Below are 20,425 nucleotides of genomic sequence, written 5' to 3'. Positions count from 1 at the left end.
CGTTCTTGTTTAGCGTCTCGAATCAGCGGTTGCGGGTCAGCAATGCTGGCTTCTCGCCGCGAGGCTTTGTCGGAAGCTGATCCAGTTGCTCCACGCTTGGCAATCGATCGAGTTTCGATTCCTTATGGATGATCACTGGCTGCTTCTCCTTCGGCTTGGCTGCAACATCCTGACGGGCGCGGCTATCGTTGTCGATCCGACGTCCTTCGTTCTTGCGTCGTGGTTGACCGTCGCGGGGTTGGCCCGGCTTCCGTTTGCCTTTGCCGGCGGCGCCTGACGAGTCCGTACCACCGCCGCGCGGACCTGCCGCAGCGCGGGGTTGGCCGCCACCGGGTTGCGCGGGAGTGCCCGGGCGACGGCCACGGCCCTGCTTGTTCTGGTAAGGGCTGACGTAATCGACGCGATTGCCAAAGTTGTCCAGATCGTCATCGAGAAACACTTCTGGATCTCGGTCACTGGGCAGACGTGGAGGACAACTGACCGGTGCCGCGGCGGCTCCCGCAGTCGTTGAGCCTTGGCTGGCATTGGCGTTGCGCGGTTTGTTCCGGCTGCGGCGGTTGCGCTCACGCTCTTTTGGTTCGGCATTGGTTTCGGCCGCCTTGGCTGCACGCGGCTTGCGCTCGCTGTTGCGTGCTGGGCGCGGTTGGCGTGCTTCGCGCACTTCGGGTTTTTCCGCCTCGATGGTGCTGGCATCGAAACCCATCAGATCGCCATCCGGAATCCTCTGCTTGGTCATCCGCTCGATGCCTTTGAGCAGCTTTTCTTCGTCCGGCGCGACCAGCGAGATGGCCTCACCGCTGCGACCGGCCCGGCCGGTACGACCGATGCGGTGAACGTAGTCTTCTTCGACGTTGGGCAACTCGAAGTTGACCACGTGCGGCAGTTGATCGATATCCAGGCCGCGTGCGGCGATATCGGTGGCGACCAGGATTCTTACCTGATTGGCTTTGAAGTCGGCCAGCGCCTTGGTCCGAGCGTTCTGGCTCTTGTTGCCGTGAATCGCGACGGCCGGCAAGCCGTGCTTGTCGAGGTATTCGGCTAGGCGGTTGGCGCCATGCTTGGTACGGGTGAATACCAGCACCTGTTCCCAGGCGCCCTGAGTGATCAGGTGCGCAAGCAACGCGCGCTTGTGGCTGGAGGCGATGCGGAACACGCGTTGCTCGATGCGCTCGACCGTGGTGTTCGGCGGCGTGACCTCGATGCGCTCCGGCTCGTGCAGCAGCTTGCCGGCCAGGTCGGTGATGTCCTTGGAGAAGGTCGCCGAGAACAGCAGGTTCTGCCGCTTGGCGGGCAGCTTGGCCAGCACCTTCTTGACGTCATGGATGAAGCCCATGTCGAGCATGCGGTCGGCTTCATCGAGGACGAGTATTTCCACGTGGCCGAGATCAACGGCCTTCTGGTTGGCCAGATCGAGCAGGCGACCCGGACAAGCCACGAGCACGTCGAGGCCCTTGGCGATGGCCTGGACCTGCGGATTCATGCCGACGCCACCGAAGATCACTGCGCTTTTCAGCGGCAGATCGCGGGCGTAGACCTTGAAGCTGTCGTGTACTTGCGCGGCGAGTTCGCGGGTGGGTGTCAGCACCAGCACGCGAGGCTGGCGCGGGCCGTGGCGGTGTTCCCGGTCTGGATGACCGCCGGGGAACAGCAATTCGAGTACAGGAAGGGCGAACCCACCGGTCTTACCGGTGCCTGTCTGTGCGGCGACCATTAGGTCGCGTCGTTGCAACACGGCGGGAATGGCCCGCTGTTGCACTGGTGTAGGCTGGGTATAGCCAGCGGCCTCGACGGCACCGGCTAAAGCCTCGGAGAGACCGAGGGAAGCAAAGGACATGAGTAATCCTGTCTTGTAGAGGGCGAAGCCCCGGGATGGTCATGCCTGGCCCGAATCGCGACTGGCGTGCGATCCCGTCCGGTCCTGTCGCATTTGGGAGAATGCCGACATCCGGACGTAAGCCTGGCGGAAACGCGGAGTATAACAGAGCTTGTTAACGCCGCATTGGTGGGACAGTGTGGCAGTTCGCAGGTTCATTGGCCAGCTCCCTGTTTCGCAGGGAGCTGGCAAAGTGATCAGCGGGACAGCCCGAGGTTGTCCCAGATCGCCAGGCTCGGCTCGGCCTGGTTCAGCGTGTAGAAGTGCAGACCCGGCGCGCCGCCAGCGAGCAGCTTCTCGGACATCTCGCTGATGACCTGCTCGCCGAAGGCCTGGATGCTGGGCATGTCGTCACCATAGGACTCCAGCTGCTTACGCACCCAGCGCGGGATTTCCGCGCCGCAGGCGTCGGAGAAGCGCGCCAGTTTGCTGTAGTTGGTGATCGGCATGATGCCCGGCACGATCGGCGTTTCCACACCCAGCTTGCGCACCCGCTCGACGAAATAGAAGTAGCAGTCGGCGTTGAAGAAGTACTGAGTGATAGCGCTGCTGGCGCCAGCCTGGGCCTTGCGTACGAAGTTGGCCAGATCGTCCTCGAAATTGCGCGCCTGCGGATGCATTTCCGGATAAGCGGCGATTTCGATATGGAAGTGATCGCCCGTCTCGGCGCGAATGAATTCCACCAGTTCGTTGGCATAGCGCAGCTCGCCGCTGGCCATGCCCATGCCGGACGGCAGGTCGCCCCGTAGCGCGACGATACGCTTGATGCCGGCGTCCTTGTAGAGATTCAGCAGCTCGCGTAGCTCCTGCTGGCTGTCGCCCACGCAGGACAGGTGCGGCGCGGTCGGAACCTTCACCTCGCCGTCGAGCTGCAACACGGTATTCAGCGTGCGATCGCGGGTTGAGCCGCCAGCGCCATAGGTGCAGGAGAAGAAGTCCGGCTTGTATTCGGCCAGCCGGCGTGCGGTGGCCAGCAGTTTTTCGTGCCCGGCATCGGTCTTGGTGGGGAAGAACTCGAAGCTAATCGAAGGGCGATTCAGAGAAGTCATTTATTTTTACCAAGCTTGAAGCTTGAAGCTTGAAGCTGGAAGCCAAAGCAGCGGGAATTCCCCGACTGCTTCTGGCTTCCAGCTTTCCAGCTTCCAGCTATTAATACCGATAGCTGTCCGGCTTGAACGGCCCTTCAACCTCGACGCCGATGTACTCGGCCTGTTTCGGCGTCAGCTGGGTGATCACCCCGCCGAAGCCACGGACCATTTCGGCGGCGACTTCCTCGTCGAGCTTCTTCGGCAGGACCATGACGGTGACGTTCTTGGTCTTTTCCACGACCGGCAGATCGGCGAACTTCTCATTGAACAGGTGGATCTGCGCCAGCACCTGGTTGGCAAAGGAACCGTCCATGATGCGGCTTGGGTGGCCGGTGGCGTTGCCCAGGTTCACCAGGCGGCCTTCGGCGAGCAGGATAAGGTAGTCATCATTCTGCGCATCGAAGCTGCCAGTGCCGGTGCGGTGGATCTTGTGCACCTGCGGCTTGACCTCTTCCCAGGCCCAGTTCTTGCGCATGAAGGCGGTGTCGATCTCGTTGTCGAAGTGACCGATGTTGCAGACTACGGCACGCTTCTTCAGAGCCTTGAGCATGCCCGCATCACAGACATTGGCGTTGCCAGTGGTGGTGACGATCAGGTCGATCTTGCCCAGCAGCGCGGTATCGATGCTGGCGTCGGTGCCGTCGTTGAGCCCGTCTTTGTACGGAGAGACCAGTTCGAAACCGTCCATGCAGGCCTGCATGGCGCAGATCGGGTCGACTTCGGAGACCTTGACGATCATGCCTTCCTGGCGCAGCGACTGTGCCGAGCCCTTGCCCACGTCGCCGTAGCCAATGACCAGCGCCTGCTTGCCGGAGAGAAGGTGGTCTGTGGCGCGCTTGATAGCGTCGTTGAGGCTGTGGCGGCAGCCGTACTTGTTGTCGTTCTTGCTCTTGGTGACCGAGTCGTTGACGTTGATCGCCGGGATCTTCAGGGTGCCTTTCTTCAGCATGTCCTGCAGGCGATGCACGCCCGTGGTGGTTTCTTCGGTCACGCCGTGGACGCGCTCGAGTACCTGTGGGTACTTGTCATGCAGGATCTGGGTGAGATCGCCGCCATCGTCGAGGATCATGTTGGCGTCCCACGGCTGGCCATCCTTGAGGATGGTCTGCTCGATGCACCATTCGTATTCTTCTTCGGTCTCGCCTTTCCAGGCGAACACCGGGGTGCCGGCGGCGGCGATGGCTGCAGCGGCCTGATCCTGAGTCGAGAAGATGTTACAGCTGGACCAGCGTACTTCGGCGCCGAGGGCGGTTAGCGTCTCGATCAGCACGGCGGTCTGGATGGTCATATGGATGCAGCCGAGGATCTTCGCACCTTTGAGTGGCTGCTCGCCGGCGTATTTACGGCGCAGGCCCATCAGTGCGGGCATTTCCGATTCGGCGATGATGATCTCGCGGCGACCCCAGTCAGCCAGGGAAATGTCGGCGACCTTGAAATCAGTGAAACCGGCAGGCGTCATGACAGCGCTCATTGAAGAGTTCTCCATTCGTTTTGTGCGAATGGGCGCCGTTGATGCGTATGGTTAACGCCCCATCCGAGCCTGACAGGTGATGCCTGATTGGATCTGCTGCGGCGCGCCAGGTAAACAGCGTCGCTTGCAAGTCCAACAAGTTTCAAAAACCTGCTGCAGCGCCCCTCGGACAGGTGGCGGGCACGGTCGAACAGTGTCGACCGTGTGAAACCCGACGATTATAGCCGCGACCGCGAGTATTCCCAAGCCCGGTGCAGCGCATGCTGGCGGGGATTCTTGGCGCCGTAGCGCGATTCGATGCATGGCGTGAGCGCCGATGAGCCGTCCGTTTGCCGAACTCCAACAGAACCCCGGCGGTCAAACCTAAAGGTTCGGTGAGCCTCGCCGGGCGACGATCTACAGGAGCTGCCAACATGAACCTCTTGTTCCGTTCTGTTCTGCTTGCATCTATCGCTGCGTTGAGCCTGCCGGTGGCAGCCAATTCCTGTTATGTCAAAGCTGAAACCTCGGGCGCCGTACCGCCGCCGGTGGTCACCGAAAAGTGCTTCGAATTTCAGGGAGTGGATGTTGAAGCCATTGATTGGGTTTGCAGTGACACCGAGGCGGTGAAGAATTCACGGCGTGAAATCCGCGACAGCTGCCCGTCTGGCCATTTCGGGATATGCACCGCAGCGATCACGCCGGAGACGCTGGCCAACGAACGCGCCACTGGTACGCAGGCGGACGGCTCGCCAGCGCCAACGACCTTGCCTGAAGAGGCGCGCATCGTGACGTATAACTACGAATCGACTGATCGCGCTCAGGCCAAGATTGACTGTGAAAGCGCGGGCGGTGAATGGTCGCAGTAGCGGACGTTTGGTGAAACTGCCGCTTGCGGGGATAATCGCCAGCCGTCGTGTTTCGAGTGGTTGAACCGTGAAGCTGATCCCGTTGAGTGTTTTGCTGGTCGCCGTTTTCGCATTGGCCGGCTGTGATCGCATCGATCCCGACTCGCCACTCGGCAAGCGCAAGGCCATCTATCAGCAGATGCTGGATACCAAGGAAGACCTTGGCGGCATGCTGCGAGGCCGGCTGCCGTTCGATTCGCAGAGCTTTGCCAGCGGCGCGATAGAGCTGGACGAGCTGTCGCGGCAACCCTGGCAGCATTATCCGGAGGTCAAGGAAGAGCAGAGCGACGCTCGCGAGGACGTCTGGCACAAGCAAGAGCGTTTCAATCAGCTGGCCCGCGAACTGGAAGCGCATACTGCCGCGCTGGTCGCCGTGACGGCTCAGAAGCCGGTGACGGCCGAGAGCGTCGCGCCGACTTTCCAGCGAGTGGAGGATGCCTGCGAGGCTTGCCACAAAGAGTTTCGTGCCTATTGATACGGACCTTGGATCTGGCCTCTTTTGCCTTCAGCGCTTGGCCGCTTCGAGCTTTTCCCGAGCCTGATCCAGGCGTCGCTTGTGCACTTCGATCATCTGCGCATCACCCGTTCCGAGCGCTTCGCGCAGCTGCGCTTCCCGCTCGCTGGCCAGTCGAGTCGCCCGCTCCACCTCGGCATGGTTGGGTTGGATCGGGACCAGGCCGCGGCAGCGTTCATTAAGGATATTTACCCGTTCTTCGAGTGCCCGGCGATGGCCGTCCTCGCCCTTCAGACGGGCATCTTGAATCTGCTCGCCAAGGATTTTGCGCTCGTCACGGCAGGCTTCCGCAGGTTGTGGTGCGGCAATGGGTGTTTGAGTGGCGCAAAGGCCGAAGAGCAGCAGCGATAAAATGCTTCGCCGGAACATGGGGACTCCTTTCTTATTGTTGATCTTCTGACTGAGTCGAGCCGGCTAAGTGCCGTCAGAAGCCGGCGATCCCGGCGTTGCGTAGCCGATCACGCAGTTTGACGACTTCCGGCTCCCTGAAGAAGGCATGCAACTGGCTGGCGCGGGTGGCCCCGATTCCGGGCTCGGCCTGCCATTGCGCGGTGCTTCTGGCCACGAGGATTTCCCAATCCGCCTCGATGTAAGCACTGCCGCTTGGCGGCAGACCGATTGCCCGCAGCCAGGCGGCGAATGGGCGTTCGCGCGCGAGTTGATAGCTGGCCATCAGTGCTTCGGCGCTGGTTGGACCGATGCCGGGGACCTGGCGGAGATCGGCTTCGTCGAGATCGAGCCAGCCGAGCAGTTCGCTAAGCGCGCCCGCATCGACCAGCGTTTTCCAGGTGCCGGGCCCCAGGCGCGGCAAGTCCAGCCCCTTTTTGCCGCTCAGCCAGGTGAGTCGGGCAACGAATTGCTGATCGCAGCCCGGTTCGGCGTTCCAGCAGCTTTGCCAATGGTAGTTGGCAGGGTTGGGCGCTTCGATTGGCTGTCGCTGTTGTGTACGCCAGACGACAGAGTCCAGCTGTGGGATCGTCAGGCCGGCGAGCTTGATCGCGACCTGATCGCCAGGCCGGATGTCGTCCGCACGCCAGCGTTCGAGAGAGCCGAGGCTGATGCGGGTGATGTGGCGATCATCCAGCCGGACCGGCTCGATCTGCAGAATAGGAGTGATTCGGCCGCTTCGGCCTATGGTGAATTGCACCTGCCGAACCTGGGCCAGGGCGGTGCGTAGAGGATACTTCCAGGCGGCTGCCCAGTGCGGCGGTTGAGCTTGCCAACGTGCGCCGTTTGGCCGCGTGCCCTGGCGCAGCACGACGCCATCGGTGGCGAAGGGCAGCGGCTGGCGATACCAGCGATCACGCCAACGCTCGGCTTGCTGCAGATCGCTGATCGGCTGGGTCAGCTCTGTGCTCGCTTTGAAGCCAAGGGCTGTCAGGCCTTCCAGGCGTGCCTGCATCCGTGCCGGCCCATTCGGCCAGTCCCAAATGAACAGCCCAATCTGTGCGGCAGTGTTGTCGTCGATGGTCTGGCGTGCCATGGCGCCGGAAATTTTGCCGCGCGCGCCAACACCGCCGGCCTGCATCTGGATGTGCGCATCGAGACGCCAGTAAAGCTCGCCTTGCAGAATCAGCTCGCCGTCGCTCGCCAGGCGTTGCGGTATCGCCGGTAGTTGCCGGGCCCGTTCGGTCCAGTCCTGACCATGGCTGCCATTCCCGCGGCTGATGGCCTGGGCAAGACGACCGTTGCGATAGTGCAGCGTGACCGCGACGCCATCGACTTTCGGTTGAATCCATATATCGTTGCGGGCTTCGATCCAGGCCCGCACGGAGGTCGTGTCGGCCAGTTTGGTGAGCCCCGTCTGAGCAATGGGGTGCTCGATGGGGCCAGCGCTATTGGCCAACGGATCCGAAGTGTCCGTGGCGAACCCTGGAAAGCAGGCTTGCCATGCCCTTAACCGACTGCGGGATTGGTCGTAGAGCTCATCGTCCACCAGCGAGATGCCACGCCCGTGATAGGCGTCGTCCCATAGCTGAAGCTGCCGGGTTAGCGCGGCTAGCTCGCTGGTAGCGCGCGATTCGGACCAGTCCGGACAGCTGGCCTGTACGGCAGACGTCAAAAGAAGCAGGGTTAACGCGATCAGGCGTGACATGGCGGAGCATCCTTGCTCGATTGGAAATGCAGGGTAAGCCGCTTGGCATGGCTGGCAACTCACTCGGTTGCGGTCGCGCTGTGCTCGGCGGCGGTGCGGGCGCATGTTAAACAATTTCGGCTTAAAGTCTTCGGCAGTCGGACCTCAGCCGATCAAACCGTGCCGCAAGTCACTCCAATGTTGTGGGGCCGCAGCGCGATATGGCGCGGTTTCGCCAATCCGGCTCTTACCTATGACGGCGGTCAGACGCTGCCGGCGATCACCTCGCAGCCCATCGCAGCACCTGATTAATGAGCGAGTTAACCAGTTGCGCTTACAATTGCCGGTCAATCCTTATGGAGTTATCAGTCCGTGCAACCCGTGATCTCCATCGAGCAGCTGAGCAAGACTTATGCGTCCGGGCATCCGGCGCTCAAGCAGATCGATCTGCACATTCGCAAGGGCGAAATCTTCGCCCTGCTCGGGCCCAACGGAGCTGGCAAGACCACGCTGATCAGCATCATTTGCGGCATCGTCAATCCCGGTAGCGGGCGGGTGCTCGTCGATGGCTACGACATCATTGGCGATTACCGCCAAGCCCGCTCGAAGATCGGCCTGGTTCCGCAGGAATTGTTCAACGAAGGCTTCGAGAGTGTCTGGGCCACGGTGCGCTTCTCCCGCGGCCTGTTCGGCAAGGCGCCGGATGATGCCTATTTGGAAAAGCTGCTGCGCGACCTGTCGCTGTGGGACAAGAAAAGCGCGCGCATCATCGAGCTGTCCGGCGGCATGAAGCGCCGGGTGATGATCGCCAAGGCGCTGTCCCATGAGCCGAGCATTCTGTTTCTCGACGAGCCTACCGCTGGCGTCGATGTCGAGCTGCGCCGGGACATGTGGGAGATGGTTCGTGGTCTGCGTGAGCGCGGCGTGACCATCATCCTCACCACGCACTACATCGAAGAGGCGGAGGAAATGGCTGATCGCATCGGCGTGATCAGCCGGGGCGAGATCATTCTGGTCGAGGACAAGCACGTCCTGATGCACAAGCTCGGCAAGAAGCAGCTGACGCTGCATCTGCAACGACCGCTGGCGGAAATCCCGGCGGAGCTGGCTGGATATCCGCTGGAATTGGTCGACGGCGGCAACGAACTGGTTTTTACCTTCGATGCCCAGCACGAGGACACCGGCATCGCCGATCTGCTCAGGCGCCTCGCGGCACACGGGATCGATTTCAAGGATCTGCGATCGAGTCAGAGCTCGCTGGAAGAAATCTTCGTCAACCTGGTTAAGGGAAGCCGCACATGAACTTCCATGCAATTCGCGCCATTTACCTGTTCGAGCTGGCACGCACCTGGCGTACGTTGCTGCAGAGCATCGCCACGCCGGTCATCTCCACTTCGCTGTACTTCGTGGTGTTCGGCTCGGCCATTGGTTCGCGGATGGAGGCTATGCACGGTATCCCGTACGGTGCTTTCATCATTCCCGGCCTGATCATGATGGCGCTGTTGACGGAGAGTGTTTCCAACGCCTCGTTTGGCATCTATATGCCGCGCTATTCCGGGACCATCTATGAGGTGCTGTCGGCGCCGGTTTCCTATCTAGAAATCGTCATCGGCTACGTCGGCGCGGCGGCGACCAAGTCCATCATTCTTGGCTTGGTGATTCTGGTCACCGCGCGGCTGTTCGTCGATTATCAGATCCAGCATCCGCTGATGATGGCGCTATTCCTAGTACTCACGGCGGTGACCTTCTGTCTGTTCGGCTTCATCATCGGCATCTGGGCTGACGGCTGGGAAAAGCTGCAGATCGTGCCGTCGCTGATCGTCATGCCGTTGGCCTTTCTCGGCGGCAGCTTCTATTCGATCGAAATGCTGCCGCCGCTGTGGCAGAAGATCACCCTGTTCAATCCGGTGGTCTACCTGATCAGCGGTTTCCGCTGGAGCTTCTACGGTGTTTCGGACATCGGTGTCGGTATCAGCCTCGCAATGATCTTCGGCTTCCTCGTTGCCTGCTTGCTGGCCGTGTGGTGGATCTTCCGGACGGGTTACCGGCTGAAGAACTGAGGCACAACGCTTTCCGACCCGCATCGCCGGTAACATGCGATGCACCCTTCTTTTCGAGGCAAACATGAAACTCGTTTCTTCTCTCGCCGTTCTGGCCGCTCTCAGTCTGGCAACCGGCTCGGCTACCGCCTTCAACCTCGGCGAGGCCGCGCGTGCGGTTTCGGGCATTACCGGTAACGACGCCACGCAGAACTCGTCGCAGGGGCAGGCGCTTAATCTGATCGGTCAGCTCGACGGGCTGGACGTCACGCCCACCCAGGCGCTCGGTGGCAGCGGTGCGCTGCTGCAATTGGCGAAACAGCAATTGAGCAGCAACGATTACGCCCAGCTGGCCAAATCCGTGCCGGGGATCGATAAACTCACCGGCGACAGCGGTCTGGATCAGCTCAGCCAACTGGGTGCGCTGACCGGTCTGCTGGGCCAGTCGGATACCAGCGTCAATGCGCAGACGGCCGCCGTAGTGGACAACGTGCAGAGTCTGGGCGACGTCAATCAGGCCTTCTCCGCGCTGGGCATGGACGCCGGCATGGTTAGCCAGTTCGCGCCGATTCTGCTGCAGTATTTGGGCGGCCAAGGGGTTGGCGGCTCGCTGTTACAGAGCCTAGGCAGCATCTGGGGTGTTGGCGGCGCTTGATTCGCGTTCTCGGAAAAGAAGGAAGCCCCGTCCGGCATTGCCGGCGGGGCTTTTTTCATTGCGCCGGGGTGTATTACCAGGAGCCATAAGGGATGCCATGCTTTTCGATATAGGCTCTAGATTCGGGCTCTAACGGCAAGGCGTAGTGACCGTCGGTCTTGCCTTGGGAGGGCCCCTTGGGTTCGATTTCCGCCTGTGCACGCAGGACTTCGATGGGCCCACCGCAGGTGCTCATGGCCCAGACCCTGACCACGCCGCCAGGTGCGAGGCCCAAGGCGAGGGCTTCACGGTATTCGCTGGCAGGGCAGGGCGGGTCGAGGCGCTCGCTCATCAGTTGTCGTGCGCGTTCGGGAATCTCCAGGATAACCCGATAGGTCTGGGGCTCGGCGAGGGATTGCCAGCGCACGTAGATGCGCCGGGGCAGGTCGGCGTCGTTGACGTGGCGGCCCTTCCCCCAGGTCTTTCTCCAGCCGACGGCATTACCTGTTCCATCGGTAGGCAGATGTACCGATACGGTACCTTCACCCACCCGGTAGAAGATATTGCCGTGTATGTCTTCCACATCGGCGGTTTCCACCCAAACCTCCATGTGGTCCGGAGCGAGGAAGCCCAGGCGCCAGTATTTGTAAGGCAGGCTGCCGGGGTTTCTCTCGGCGCCGGCGCAGCCGCCGAGCAGCAGGAGGAACAGGGCAAGCAGCGGCGCTCTCATCGCTTTTTCTCCCGGGGTCTGTCGGTATGGCGTATCCGCCCGCTCTCGGCCGGGGCATTGACGAAGACCACATCAAGTACGCTGCCGCCCCGTCCGGCGACGGCATTCCAGTTGGCCGACAGATGGACGTAGCGCTGGCGCAGCAGGCGTTCCTCTTCCATATCCAGTGCACCGCTGCCGCTTCTGGCCCAGGCCAGCAGTTTGTCGTTGATGGACATCAATTCGGTCGGCAGGCTCAAATCCTCCGTGACGGGAACAGTTTTGAAAGGCACATTGGCCTCCACCGCCAGCGTATGCATGACCCGCAGATACACCCGCGAAAGATGCCCATAAACCCGGCGTTCCAGATAGGGTGCCGCCAGTACGTATTTCATCTGGTCTCCACGCCCGCCGCTGAGCAGTGGGAAGTGTTCCCAGAGGTCTGTTTCCAGCCGCGCGGTACGGTCCTGTGGATCGAGCAGGTCGGTCTGACGGGCGTATTCGGTGTCGCGTTGCGCCTGTTGGTAGGCAAGAGTGCCATATGGGCTGGTCGCCCGGCTGACCCAGTTGCTGCGCGGGCGTATCGGGTAGAGCCGCTCGCTGTCCAGCGGCTGGTAGCCGCCGCCCAGGTCCGAATGGGCGCCGGGCAGGACGATTTCCCGGTGCGGTGGAGAGACCTGGTTGAGGGCGAAGTTGCGCCGGTATTCGTCGCGGGCGACCAGGTGCACCACTTGGCGGGCCGCCTCGGGCGCCAGGTAGAGATCGATCCCGCCATTGATGTCATCGGCGGGATCGCCCCAGTCTTCCCAGCCGCCGATGGCGGCCACGGTATCGAATAGGCCGATGAAGTTGATTCCGACGTCGTCCCGCCAGTCGAAGCCGGAGGCTAGGCCGAGCTTGCCCGTACGGCGCAACTTGCCCAACGGCCCCTGTTCGCGCAGGAGGATCTGGTTGGCGAAATGCCGGGCCGCCGCCGCGCCGCGGCTGAAACCGAAGATATCCAGCTCCAGCCGGCCCAGTGTGCTTTCGGGGTTTTCGTCCCTGAAGCTGACCAGCGCTTTTTCCAGCAAGGCCATGCTTTCGTCGACCTTAGCCCGCACGCCCGTCGCGCCGCGGCCGAAGGCCTGGCCGGGAAGCAAGTTGTCCGGCTTGCCAGTGGTCGTACCGATACCGGTAACATAAATTGGTTTGTAGGCAGTGAGCGTACCTGCGACTTCTTTCGCTTTAGAGTCCTCTTGGTAGAGGTTGTACAACCGCCAAATATTGCTCACATCGTTCGCATAGCTACTCTCCGGGGCCAGGTGATGCGCTTCGCAGTGCTGGACCATGGCCTGGGCCTCCTGCTCGCCGAACCCGAGCGCCGGAGCGCGGCATTGCGCGCCAATAGCACTATTGCCGGCATTGTTGCCGGTGCCGTCGAAGAACACGCCAATGCGCAGGGTGACGGCCTGGCGGCTGTCGAGTTCTTCCTCTTCCTCCTCTTCTTCCAGGCCTTGCGGAGCATCGCGGCCAAGGTCCGCCTGCGAAGTTCGGGCCTGGCTGGGAGTCGGTTGTGGCGGATACGGTGAGCGCAGCGATGTGGTCGTATCGAAGACCTGGGTTTGCGCCGCGGGCTGAAGGTTCATAGGCGCGGGCGGCGTAAAGGGTGCCGAGACTGAGGTATTGCCGATGATGACCGTGCCGGAGCCGCCAACTATCACGTCGCCATGAACACCAACGCTGCCCAGCGTGGCGGCCGGTTTGCCGTTGATTAGCACGTTGGGGATGAGGTTGCCCGACAGTGCACTGCCACAGCCGGTGGCGTCATCCAGGCGGGCGGCGGGCAAGCTGTCGAAGAGTACGTCGGGTGAACCGCTGGCGATGGGGTTATTACCGTGCCCAGTCTTCGGACAGGCAGTGGGATCGCCCAGGCGGGCGGCCGGTTTGCCGGACATGACCAATCTCCTTATCGGTATGCGAGCCGGCACCTTGCCGCAAGGCAATAGCGAGCGCAAACGACGCGCCGTTTTTTATGGGCTGGTTCGCAGCCTATGCCCGGCTGCGCCAGAACTTGCGCAGCGAAAAGAAAAGCCCCGCACAGCACAGAGCTGGCGGGGCTTTCTTTGACGCTTAAAGCTTGCCGCTGCGTTTTTACAGCCCGGCAGCCGCGCGCAGTGCGTCGGCCTTGTCGGTCTTTTCCCACGTGAAGGCGGTGAAGGTGTCGCCACCGACCGTCATTTCATAAGGATCGCGACCGAAGTGGCCGTAGGCCGCGGTGGCTTTGTACATCGGATGCAGCAGGTCGAGCATGGTGGTGATCGCGTACGGTCGCAGATCGAAATGCTCGCGCACCAGGGCGACGATCCGCTCATCGCTGAGCTTGCCAGTGCCGAAGGTATTGATCGAGATCGAAGTCGGCTGCGCGACGCCGATGGCATAGGACACCTGGATTTCGCAACGCTCGGCCAGGCCGGCAGCGACGATGTTCTTCGCTACGTAACGGCCAGCGTAGGCAGCCGAGCGGTCGACCTTGGACGGGTCCTTGCCGGAGAAGGCACCGCCGCCGTGACGGGCCATGCCGCCGTAGGTGTCGACGATGATCTTGCGTCCGGTCAGGCCGCAATCACCTACCGGGCCGCCGATGATGAACTGGCCAGTCGGGTTGATGTGGAACTGCGTGTCCTTGTGCAGCAATTCGGCCGGGATGACGTGCTTGACGATCAACTCCATCACCGCTTCCTTGAGGTCGGAATGCTTGACCTCTGGGTTGTGCTGGGTCGAAAGCACGATGGCGTCGATACCGACCACCTTGCCGCCTTCGTAGCGGCAGGTGACCTGGCTCTTGGCGTCTGGGCGCAGCCACGGCAGCAGGCCGTTCTTACGCGCTTCGGCCTGGCGCTCTACCAGCGCATGGGAGAAGCGGATCGGGGCCGGCATCAGCACATCGGTTTCGTTGCTGGCGTAGCCGAACATCAGGCCCTGGTCGCCGGCGCCCTGGTCTTCAGGCTTGCTGCGGTCGACGCCCTGGGCGATGTCCACGGACTGCTTGCCGATGATATTGATGATGCCGCAGGTGGCGCCGTCGAAGCCGACTTCCGAGCTGTTGTAGCCGATGTCGATGATGACGTCGCGCACCAGTTGCTCCAGATCGACCCAGGCGCTGGTAGTGACTTCGCCGGCGACGATTGCGACGCCGGTCTTGACCAGGGTTTCACAGGCCACACGGGCGTGTTTGTCCTCGGCGATGATGGCGTCCAGCACCGCATCGGAGATCTGGTCGGCGATCTTGTCCGGGTGCCCTTCGGACACGGACTCGGAGGTGAAAATCGAATATTCGCTCATCTATCGGTTCCTAATTACCGGTGGGTGAGTCGGCTGTCAGTGGCGGGCCGGGAAAAGTACCGGGCCTGGATCTGAAAACCGTTCTTCAAGCCAATGTAGAGGCTCTCGCCGGGCGTGAGCCCCGCGGCATCGGCCCAACGGGCCAGATCGTCCTGTTCGAAACCCAACCACAGATCGCCGCAGGCCTCCCTGGCCCAACTCTGGTTGTGGCTGCACAACTCGGTGAGCAGCAGGCTACCGCCCGGGTTCACCAGTCGCGCCAGTTGCTTGAGCGCATCACCCGGCGCGGCCAGGTGATGCAGAACCATGTTCAAAACGACGCAGTCGGCCGATGGGCATTCGTCCTGTAAAGCATCTGCGAGTTTCAATTCGACGTTGTCTAGCGCCTCTTCTTTGCAGCGTGTGCGTGCCAGCTCGAGCATCGCCGGACTGTTGTCGACAGCGACTACCTGCGCGAAGCGAGCGGCGAGCTCCGGTAGAAAGCTGCCATCGCCGGGGCCGATTTCCAGCGCCGTCGCAGTCGGTGCGAAATTCAGTGCATCGAGCAGCGCCACTACGCTATCGCGGTACTGCGGCAGCCCGGCGATCAAATCCTGGCGTGACTGGAAACTACCCGCCATGCGCGCGAAAAAGTCCTCGCTGGCGGCGCTGCGCTGAGCATGCACCGCGCTGATCCGAGCCTCGACGTCGATTGGCAATATCAGTTGATCGACTTCCTCCAGCAGGGCTGCATGCAGCTTGCCGCCGAGGGATTCGCCCTGGGGCAGGCTGCGACGATAGAAAATGGCGTTGCCTTCGCGTCGTGTCGCCAGGAGGCCAGCCTGGGCCAGCACCTTTAGATGGTGGCTAATGCCGGACTGGCCGGTGGCGAAGATCTGCGCCAACTCGAGTACGCCGAACGAATCGTTGGCCAGCGCCCGCAATACATTCAGACGCAGCGAATCGCCGCCGGCCTTGCACAGGGCGGCGAGCTGATCATTGTCGTCGAAGGAAATCCGGGGAATGCGCAGGCTCATAAGTCGCGCAGTCTAGTCGGTCGTTTTTCGTCCAGCAATGGCAATATCAAAAAGTTTTGATATTGGACCGGCCGGGTTTCAATTCACCAGGCTGTTGATACCCATTGCGCAGGACACCAGCCCGAGGCCGAGCAGGAAGACACTCGGGAGCAGGTAGAGTGCTCGTTGCAGGCGTTCGTGGCTGGCCAGGCGGCGCGATACCAGGCTGTAGGCGATCAGGATGGACACATCGACCAGCGCCCAAATGGCGATCAGTGCCACCGCCTGTGGCGCGAAGGGCTGCGCGGGAAGAATGAACCCCGGCAGAAACGCGAGAAAGAACAGGATGTCCTTGGGGTTCGACAGTCCTACCGCCATTGCACGCCAGAAGTAATGTGCGTGTGGTCGTGTCGGCTTCGGTTTTTCGTCATCGCCGCCACACAGGCCATCCGCGCCGAGCCAGATCAGATAGAGGCCCCCGAGCACCTGGCCCCATTCGAGAATGACCGGCTTCAGATCGAGCGCCAGGTAGATCAGCACCAGTGCCGCGATCAACAGTAGCTGTGCGGAGAGCACGCCGCCGAGAATGGTCCAGGCCGGCCAGCTGCGCCGCGCATCGGCGATGACCAGCGCGACCACAGGTCCTGGGGACGCGATCAGCAAGGTGACCGCGGCGGCAAAGGCCAGGTATGTGGCGCTCATAGCTCAGTCACCAGTTCGAAGATGCGCGATTGCCGACCCAGTTTTTCGGTGTAGAAAGCCAGGTTGCAGCTGGCGAAGGTGCGCTGCATCCAGCGGTCGCTGCCATCGAAGCGGGCAGGAAAGGGGCTGCGCGCGTGCGCGGTGCGGCGATTGTCGATGATCAACAGGTCGCCGCGAGCCAGTCTTACCGGCTCGACGATATTCCAGGCGATGCGGCGCAACGCATCGAGTGAGTGCTGCGCGCGGTCGCTGCAGGCCACCATGAACTGCGGATCGAAGCGAAAGAAAGGCGCATCGGGGTCGCCGTACAGCACGGTCTGATGTTTGTTGATGTCGATGCGTTGGTTCTTCTCGGTTGGGCCGTAATCGGAAAAGAAGTTGTAGGGCTCGTTGAGAAAGAACGCCTGCTGTTCGTAGCTCAGGTGCTCGAGAATGCGATCGACCGAAGCGATGTAGGTAATGGCTTGCGCCTCTGGATCCTGACGCAGACAGAGCAGCAAGAGATAGTCCGGCTGGATTGCATGGAAGGCGTTTTCGGTATGCAGGTCGAGTTCGGTATCGAAGCTGTCCGAGCTGGCGGCGCGCGATTGTGTCGGCTGAGGGAAGAGGTTATTGACGATGCAGCCGCCGGACTCCTGCACGTAGCCGATCGGGTCACCCAGCAGGGCGGTGGCTTGCAGCAGCAGCTTTTCGCTGCGCTCATCCGGCTTGCACACGTCGGCGCGGGATTGAGGTGTCGGCGGGATATCGCCTATCTCCATGCCTTGCAGCCGTAGAAAACCCTTCGGATTACCGAACATCTTGAAATCGAGGATCTGCGCAATCTGCTCCTGGCCCAGTCCCCCGTTACTGATGGCGGCAGACAAAAGTAGGTCAAAGTTGCGATTGGACATGTCATTCTTCCCTGCAGTTTTCTACGGCATACGCCACGCTTGTGAGTCGATGCCATCGCGCTGTTGGCTCGGCTGCTGGCGCAGTATTGGTGGGGTTCGGAGGGTTGAAAAATGGAAAAAAGGGCCGGATGCCATGAGTTTTACTCATGCCGGAGCGGGGCGGCATGACAGCGCGGATGCCTCCCCTGTATGCGCTGCGAGCTTTCGAAGTGGCGGCGCGATTCGGCTCGTTCACCCAGGCGGCTGAAAGCCTGTGCATCACGCAGAGCGCGGTCAGCCGGCACGTGAAGGCACTCGAAGAGAATCTCGGTTGTCAGCTCTTCGATCGGCGCGGCTCCAAGCTGGCGCTGACCGACACGGGGCGGATGCTGGCGCAGGAGCTCAAGGTGGGCTTTCGCACCATCGAAAACGCCTGCATCGCGGTCAATCGACAGCAGAACGCGCTCAGGCTGAAGGCGCCCTCGACGCTCACCATGCGCTGGTTGCTGGGCGCGCTGGAAACGTTCCAGTTAGCCCATCCGCAGAATCAGGTACAGCTCACCAGCGCCTGGATGGACCTGGATGCGGTGGATTTTCATAACGAGCCGTTCGATTGCGCGATTCTGCTCGGACACGGCGGTTTCCCGGCTGACTGGAACCGCGTGAAGCTGTTCGATGAATGGCTGGTGCCCGTGTGTTCACCGGACATCCTCGGTGACGGATGCTGGACCGCGTCCCAGCTGGCGTCGGCCGAGTTGATCCATCCCTCGCGCGACTGCCGCGACTGGCGGCGCTGGTTGCAGCGGGTCGGGTTGATCGATGTGATCGCGTGGCAGCAGGGCAAGCTGTTCGACACGCTGGAACTGGGCATCTCCGCCGCGGCGCAGGGGCATGGCGTCTCCATCGGCGATCTCGCCCTGGTCGGTGCGGAGCTGCACAAGGGCACGTTGGCGCTGCCGTTCGAGCAGGCCGTGCGCTCCGGCGATAGTTACTACCTGGTCTGGCCGGCAACCGGCGAAACCCCGGAAACGCTCACGCGAATGAAGGATTACCTGCTGCAGCATCTGCCGAATGCCGGTAGTTGCGGTGTCAGTCTGCTCGACTAGAACCGGGCAGTGGATCGCCAGGCTGTATCAGTCATTGCCCCCCATCTCATGAAAGGGGAAAATGGCGGCCTTTTTCACGTATTACCCCCGCAGGAGATTCAGCGATGCCCAGCCGTCGTGAGCGAGCCAATGCCATTCGTGCACTCAGCATGGATGCCGTGCAGAAAGCCAACAGCGGCCATCCCGGTGCCCCAATGGGCATGGCGGACATCGCCGAAGTGCTCTGGCGTGACCACCTGAAACACAGCCCGACCAACCCTTTGTGGGCCGATCGTGACCGCTTCGTGCTGTCCAACGGCCACGGTTCGATGCTGATCTATTCGCTACTGCACCTGACCGGCTACGACCTGTCCATCGATGACCTGAAGAACTTCCGCCAGCTGCACAGCAAGACGCCTGGTCATCCCGAATTCGGCTACACCGCTGGCGTCGAGACCACCACCGGCCCGCTGGGTCAGGGCTTGGCCAACGCCGTGGGCTTCGCCCTGGCGGAGAAGGTCATGGCGGCGCAGTTCAACCAGCCCGGCCATGAGATCGTCGACCACAACACCTACGTGTTCCTCGGCGATGGCTGCCTGATGGAAGGCATTTCCCACGAAGTCTGCTCGCTGGCCGGCACCCTGGGGCTGAACAAGCTCACCGCCTTCTATGACGACAACGGCATCTCCATCGATGGCGAAGTGCATGGCTGGTTCACCGACGACACCCCGCGTCGCTTCGAGGCCTATGGCTGGCAGGTGATCCGCAATGTCGACGGCCACGACGCCGACGAAATCCAGATGGCCATCGAGACTGCACGTAAGAGCGACCGTCCGACCCTTATCTGCTGCAAGACCATCATCGGCTTCGGTTCGCCCAACAAGCAGGGCAAGGAAGAATCCCACGGCGCCGCGCTTGGCGATGCCGAGATCGCGCTGACCCGCGAGGCGCTGGGCTGGAAGCATGGCCCGTTCGAAATTCCCGCCGAGATCTACGCCGAGTGGGATGCCAAGCAGAAGGGCGCCGACGCCGAAAACGAATGGAACAAGCGCTTCGCCGCCTACGAAACCGAATTCCCGGCGCTGGCTGCTGAATTCAAGCGGCGCATGGCCGGCGAACTGCCCGCTGACTTCGCCGAGAAGGCCAGCGAGTTCATCCGTGAAGTCGCCACCAAGGGCGAGACCATCGCCAGCCGCAAGGCCAGCCAGAACTGCCTGAACGCCTTCGGCCCGCTGCTGCCGGAACTGCTCGGCGGTTCGGCAGACCTGGCCGGCTCCAACCTGACCCTGTGGAAGGGCTGCAAACCGGTGGTCGCCGAAGACGCCTCGGGCAACTACATGTACTACGGCGTGCGCGAGTTCGGCATGGCCGCGATCATGAACGGCGTCGCCCTGCACGGCGGCTTGATCCCCTACGGCGCGACCTTCTTGATGTTCATGGAGTACGCGCGCAACGCGGTGCGCATGTCGGCGCTGATGAAGCAGCGGGTGATCTACGTCTTCACCCACGACTCCATCGGCCTCGGCGAAGACGGCCCGACCCATCAGCCGATCGAGCAGCTGACCAGCCTGCGCACCACGCCGAACCTGGACACCTGGCGTCCGGCCGATACCGTCGAATCGGCGGTGGCCTGGAAGCATGCCGTCGAGCGCAAGGACGGCCCGAGCGCGCTGATCTTCTCGCGCCAGAACCTGCCGTTCCATGTGCGTGACAACGAGACCGAGACGGCCATCGCCCGCGGTGGCTACATCCTGAAGAACTGTGCGGGCGAGCCGGAGCTGATCCTGATCGCCACCGGTTCGGAAGTGAGTCTGGCGGTGGAAGCTGCCGACAAGCTGGCTGCGCAGGGTCGTCAGGTACGCGTGGTTTCCATGCCCTGCACCAGCGTGTTCGACGCCCAGGATGCTGCCTACAAGCAGCAGGTGTTGCCGGTGGAAGTTGGCGCGCGCATCGCCATCGAAGCGGCGCATGCGGACTACTGGTACAAGTACGTCGGCCTCGAAGGGCAGATCATCGGTATGACCACTTACGGCGAATCGGCTCCGGCCGGCCAACTGTTCGAGGAATTCGGTTTTACGGTCGATAACATTCTCGCGGTCGCTGAAGAATTGTTGGAGGACTAAAGCCGGAAGCCTGAAGCTGGAAGCTGGAAGTAAAGGCA

19 protein-coding genes and 1 riboswitch are annotated in these 20,425 nt (G+C 61.9%); of the genes, 8 read left to right on the top strand and 11 right to left on the bottom strand.

Going from position 1 to position 20,425, the window contains the following annotated elements:
* Nucleotides 1-22 precede the first annotated feature (22 nt).
* From NA647_RS08245 to ahcY, 3 genes are all read right to left on the bottom strand, one after another.
* Nucleotides 23-1,834, bottom strand: a complete 1,812-nt coding sequence (locus NA647_RS08245; protein WP_256057242.1) for a DEAD/DEAH box helicase — start codon at nt 1,832-1,834, stop codon at nt 23-25.
* 236 nt (nt 1,835-2,070) lie between these two features.
* On the bottom strand, nt 2,071-2,922 hold the full coding sequence (metF, locus tag NA647_RS08240; RefSeq protein ID WP_256057241.1) for a methylenetetrahydrofolate reductase [NAD(P)H]: 852 nt from the start codon (nt 2,920-2,922) through the stop codon (nt 2,071-2,073).
* 100 nt (nt 2,923-3,022) lie between these two features.
* Nucleotides 3,023-4,432 carry an adenosylhomocysteinase gene (gene ahcY / locus NA647_RS08235; RefSeq protein ID WP_256057240.1) on the bottom strand — a complete coding sequence of 470 codons (1,410 nt, stop codon included), beginning with the start codon at nt 4,430-4,432 and terminating at the stop codon, nt 3,023-3,025.
* Between the two features lie 23 nt (nt 4,433-4,455).
* Nucleotides 4,456-4,605: riboswitch (S-adenosyl-L-homocysteine riboswitch) on the bottom strand.
* A gap of 240 nt (nt 4,606-4,845) precedes the next feature.
* On the opposite strand from ahcY, the gene NA647_RS08230 reads away from it, so the two are divergent.
* Nucleotides 4,846-5,280, top strand: a complete 435-nt coding sequence (locus NA647_RS08230; protein WP_256057239.1) for a hypothetical protein — start codon at nt 4,846-4,848, stop codon at nt 5,278-5,280.
* A gap of 67 nt (nt 5,281-5,347) precedes the next feature.
* Nucleotides 5,348-5,794, top strand: coding sequence for a c-type cytochrome (locus NA647_RS08225; RefSeq protein WP_256057238.1), 447 nt, complete (start codon nt 5,348-5,350; stop codon nt 5,792-5,794).
* Between the two features lie 30 nt (nt 5,795-5,824).
* On the opposite strand, the gene NA647_RS08220 is transcribed toward NA647_RS08225, so the two are convergent.
* Both NA647_RS08220 and ligB read right to left on the bottom strand, forming a co-directional pair.
* Nucleotides 5,825-6,202, bottom strand: a complete 378-nt coding sequence (locus tag NA647_RS08220) for a DUF1090 family protein (RefSeq protein WP_256057237.1) — start codon at nt 6,200-6,202, stop codon at nt 5,825-5,827.
* A 55-nt stretch (nt 6,203-6,257) separates the two neighbouring features.
* The gene (gene ligB, locus NA647_RS08215; RefSeq protein WP_256057236.1) at nt 6,258-7,928 is read right to left on the bottom strand and encodes an NAD-dependent DNA ligase LigB; all 1,671 of its coding nucleotides are present in this window, start codon (nt 7,926-7,928) and stop codon (nt 6,258-6,260) included.
* 12 nt (nt 7,929-7,940) lie between these two features.
* Here ligB and NA647_RS08210 point away from each other — a divergent pair, with 12 nt between their 5' ends.
* From NA647_RS08210 to NA647_RS08195, 4 genes are all read left to right on the top strand, one after another.
* Complete coding sequence (locus tag NA647_RS08210; protein WP_256057235.1) at nt 7,941-8,219, top strand: hypothetical protein; 279 nt, start codon at nt 7,941-7,943, stop codon at nt 8,217-8,219.
* Between the two features lie 60 nt (nt 8,220-8,279).
* Entirely contained in the window at nt 8,280-9,209 is a 930-nt protein-coding gene (locus tag NA647_RS08205; RefSeq protein WP_256057234.1) for an ABC transporter ATP-binding protein, read from the top strand.
* Nucleotides 9,206-9,967, top strand: a complete 762-nt coding sequence (locus tag NA647_RS08200; RefSeq protein ID WP_131649549.1) for an ABC transporter permease — start codon at nt 9,206-9,208, stop codon at nt 9,965-9,967. Before NA647_RS08205 ends, NA647_RS08200 begins: the two co-directional genes overlap by 4 nt.
* 64 nt (nt 9,968-10,031) lie before the next feature.
* Nucleotides 10,032-10,601 carry a DUF2780 domain-containing protein gene (locus NA647_RS08195; RefSeq protein WP_256057233.1) on the top strand — a complete coding sequence of 190 codons (570 nt, stop codon included), beginning with the start codon at nt 10,032-10,034 and terminating at the stop codon, nt 10,599-10,601.
* A 73-nt stretch (nt 10,602-10,674) separates the two neighbouring features.
* On the opposite strand, the gene NA647_RS08190 is transcribed toward NA647_RS08195, so the two are convergent.
* From NA647_RS08190 to NA647_RS08165, 6 genes are all read right to left on the bottom strand, one after another.
* Nucleotides 10,675-11,310 carry a DUF2931 family protein gene (locus tag NA647_RS08190; protein ID WP_256057232.1) on the bottom strand — a complete coding sequence of 212 codons (636 nt, stop codon included), beginning with the start codon at nt 11,308-11,310 and terminating at the stop codon, nt 10,675-10,677.
* The gene (locus tag NA647_RS08185; protein ID WP_256057231.1) at nt 11,307-13,223 is read right to left on the bottom strand and encodes a PAAR domain-containing protein; all 1,917 of its coding nucleotides are present in this window, start codon (nt 13,221-13,223) and stop codon (nt 11,307-11,309) included. The genes NA647_RS08190 and NA647_RS08185 overlap by 4 nt, the downstream gene beginning before the upstream one ends.
* A 196-nt stretch (nt 13,224-13,419) precedes the next feature.
* A complete protein-coding gene (gene metK, locus NA647_RS08180) occupies nt 13,420-14,610 on the bottom strand; it encodes a methionine adenosyltransferase (RefSeq protein WP_181099580.1) in 1,191 nt (396 codons plus the stop codon).
* Nucleotides 14,611-14,624: 14 nt separating this feature from the next.
* Nucleotides 14,625-15,626 carry an ArsR/SmtB family transcription factor gene (locus tag NA647_RS08175; protein WP_256057230.1) on the bottom strand — a complete coding sequence of 334 codons (1,002 nt, stop codon included), beginning with the start codon at nt 15,624-15,626 and terminating at the stop codon, nt 14,625-14,627.
* 78 nt (nt 15,627-15,704) lie between these two features.
* Nucleotides 15,705-16,307 (bottom strand): LysE family translocator, encoded by a 603-nt coding sequence (locus NA647_RS08170; RefSeq protein ID WP_256057229.1) that lies wholly within the window; start codon nt 16,305-16,307, stop codon nt 15,705-15,707.
* Nucleotides 16,304-17,200: a TauD/TfdA family dioxygenase gene (locus NA647_RS08165; protein ID WP_256057228.1), complete on the bottom strand. Its 897-nt coding sequence runs from the start codon at nt 17,198-17,200 to the stop codon at nt 16,304-16,306. The genes NA647_RS08170 and NA647_RS08165 overlap by 4 nt, the downstream gene beginning before the upstream one ends.
* A gap of 164 nt (nt 17,201-17,364) precedes the next feature.
* Between NA647_RS08165 and NA647_RS08160 the strand changes: the two genes are divergently transcribed.
* Both NA647_RS08160 and tkt read left to right on the top strand, forming a co-directional pair.
* On the top strand, nt 17,365-18,285 hold the full coding sequence (locus tag NA647_RS08160) for a LysR substrate-binding domain-containing protein (RefSeq protein ID WP_272889604.1): 921 nt from the start codon (nt 17,365-17,367) through the stop codon (nt 18,283-18,285).
* Nucleotides 18,286-18,389: 104 nt separating this feature from the next.
* A complete protein-coding gene (gene tkt / locus NA647_RS08155; protein WP_256057226.1) occupies nt 18,390-20,387 on the top strand; it encodes a transketolase in 1,998 nt (665 codons plus the stop codon).
* The last annotated feature ends 38 nt before the right edge of the window (nt 20,388-20,425 follow it).

This window comes from Stutzerimonas stutzeri (genome assembly GCF_024448985.1).
Taxonomy (GTDB): Bacteria; Pseudomonadota; Gammaproteobacteria; order Pseudomonadales; family Pseudomonadaceae; genus Stutzerimonas; species Stutzerimonas stutzeri_AP.
The sequence above is the reverse complement of the archived record's forward strand: the minus strand, read 5'-3'. Positions and strand labels throughout refer to the sequence as shown.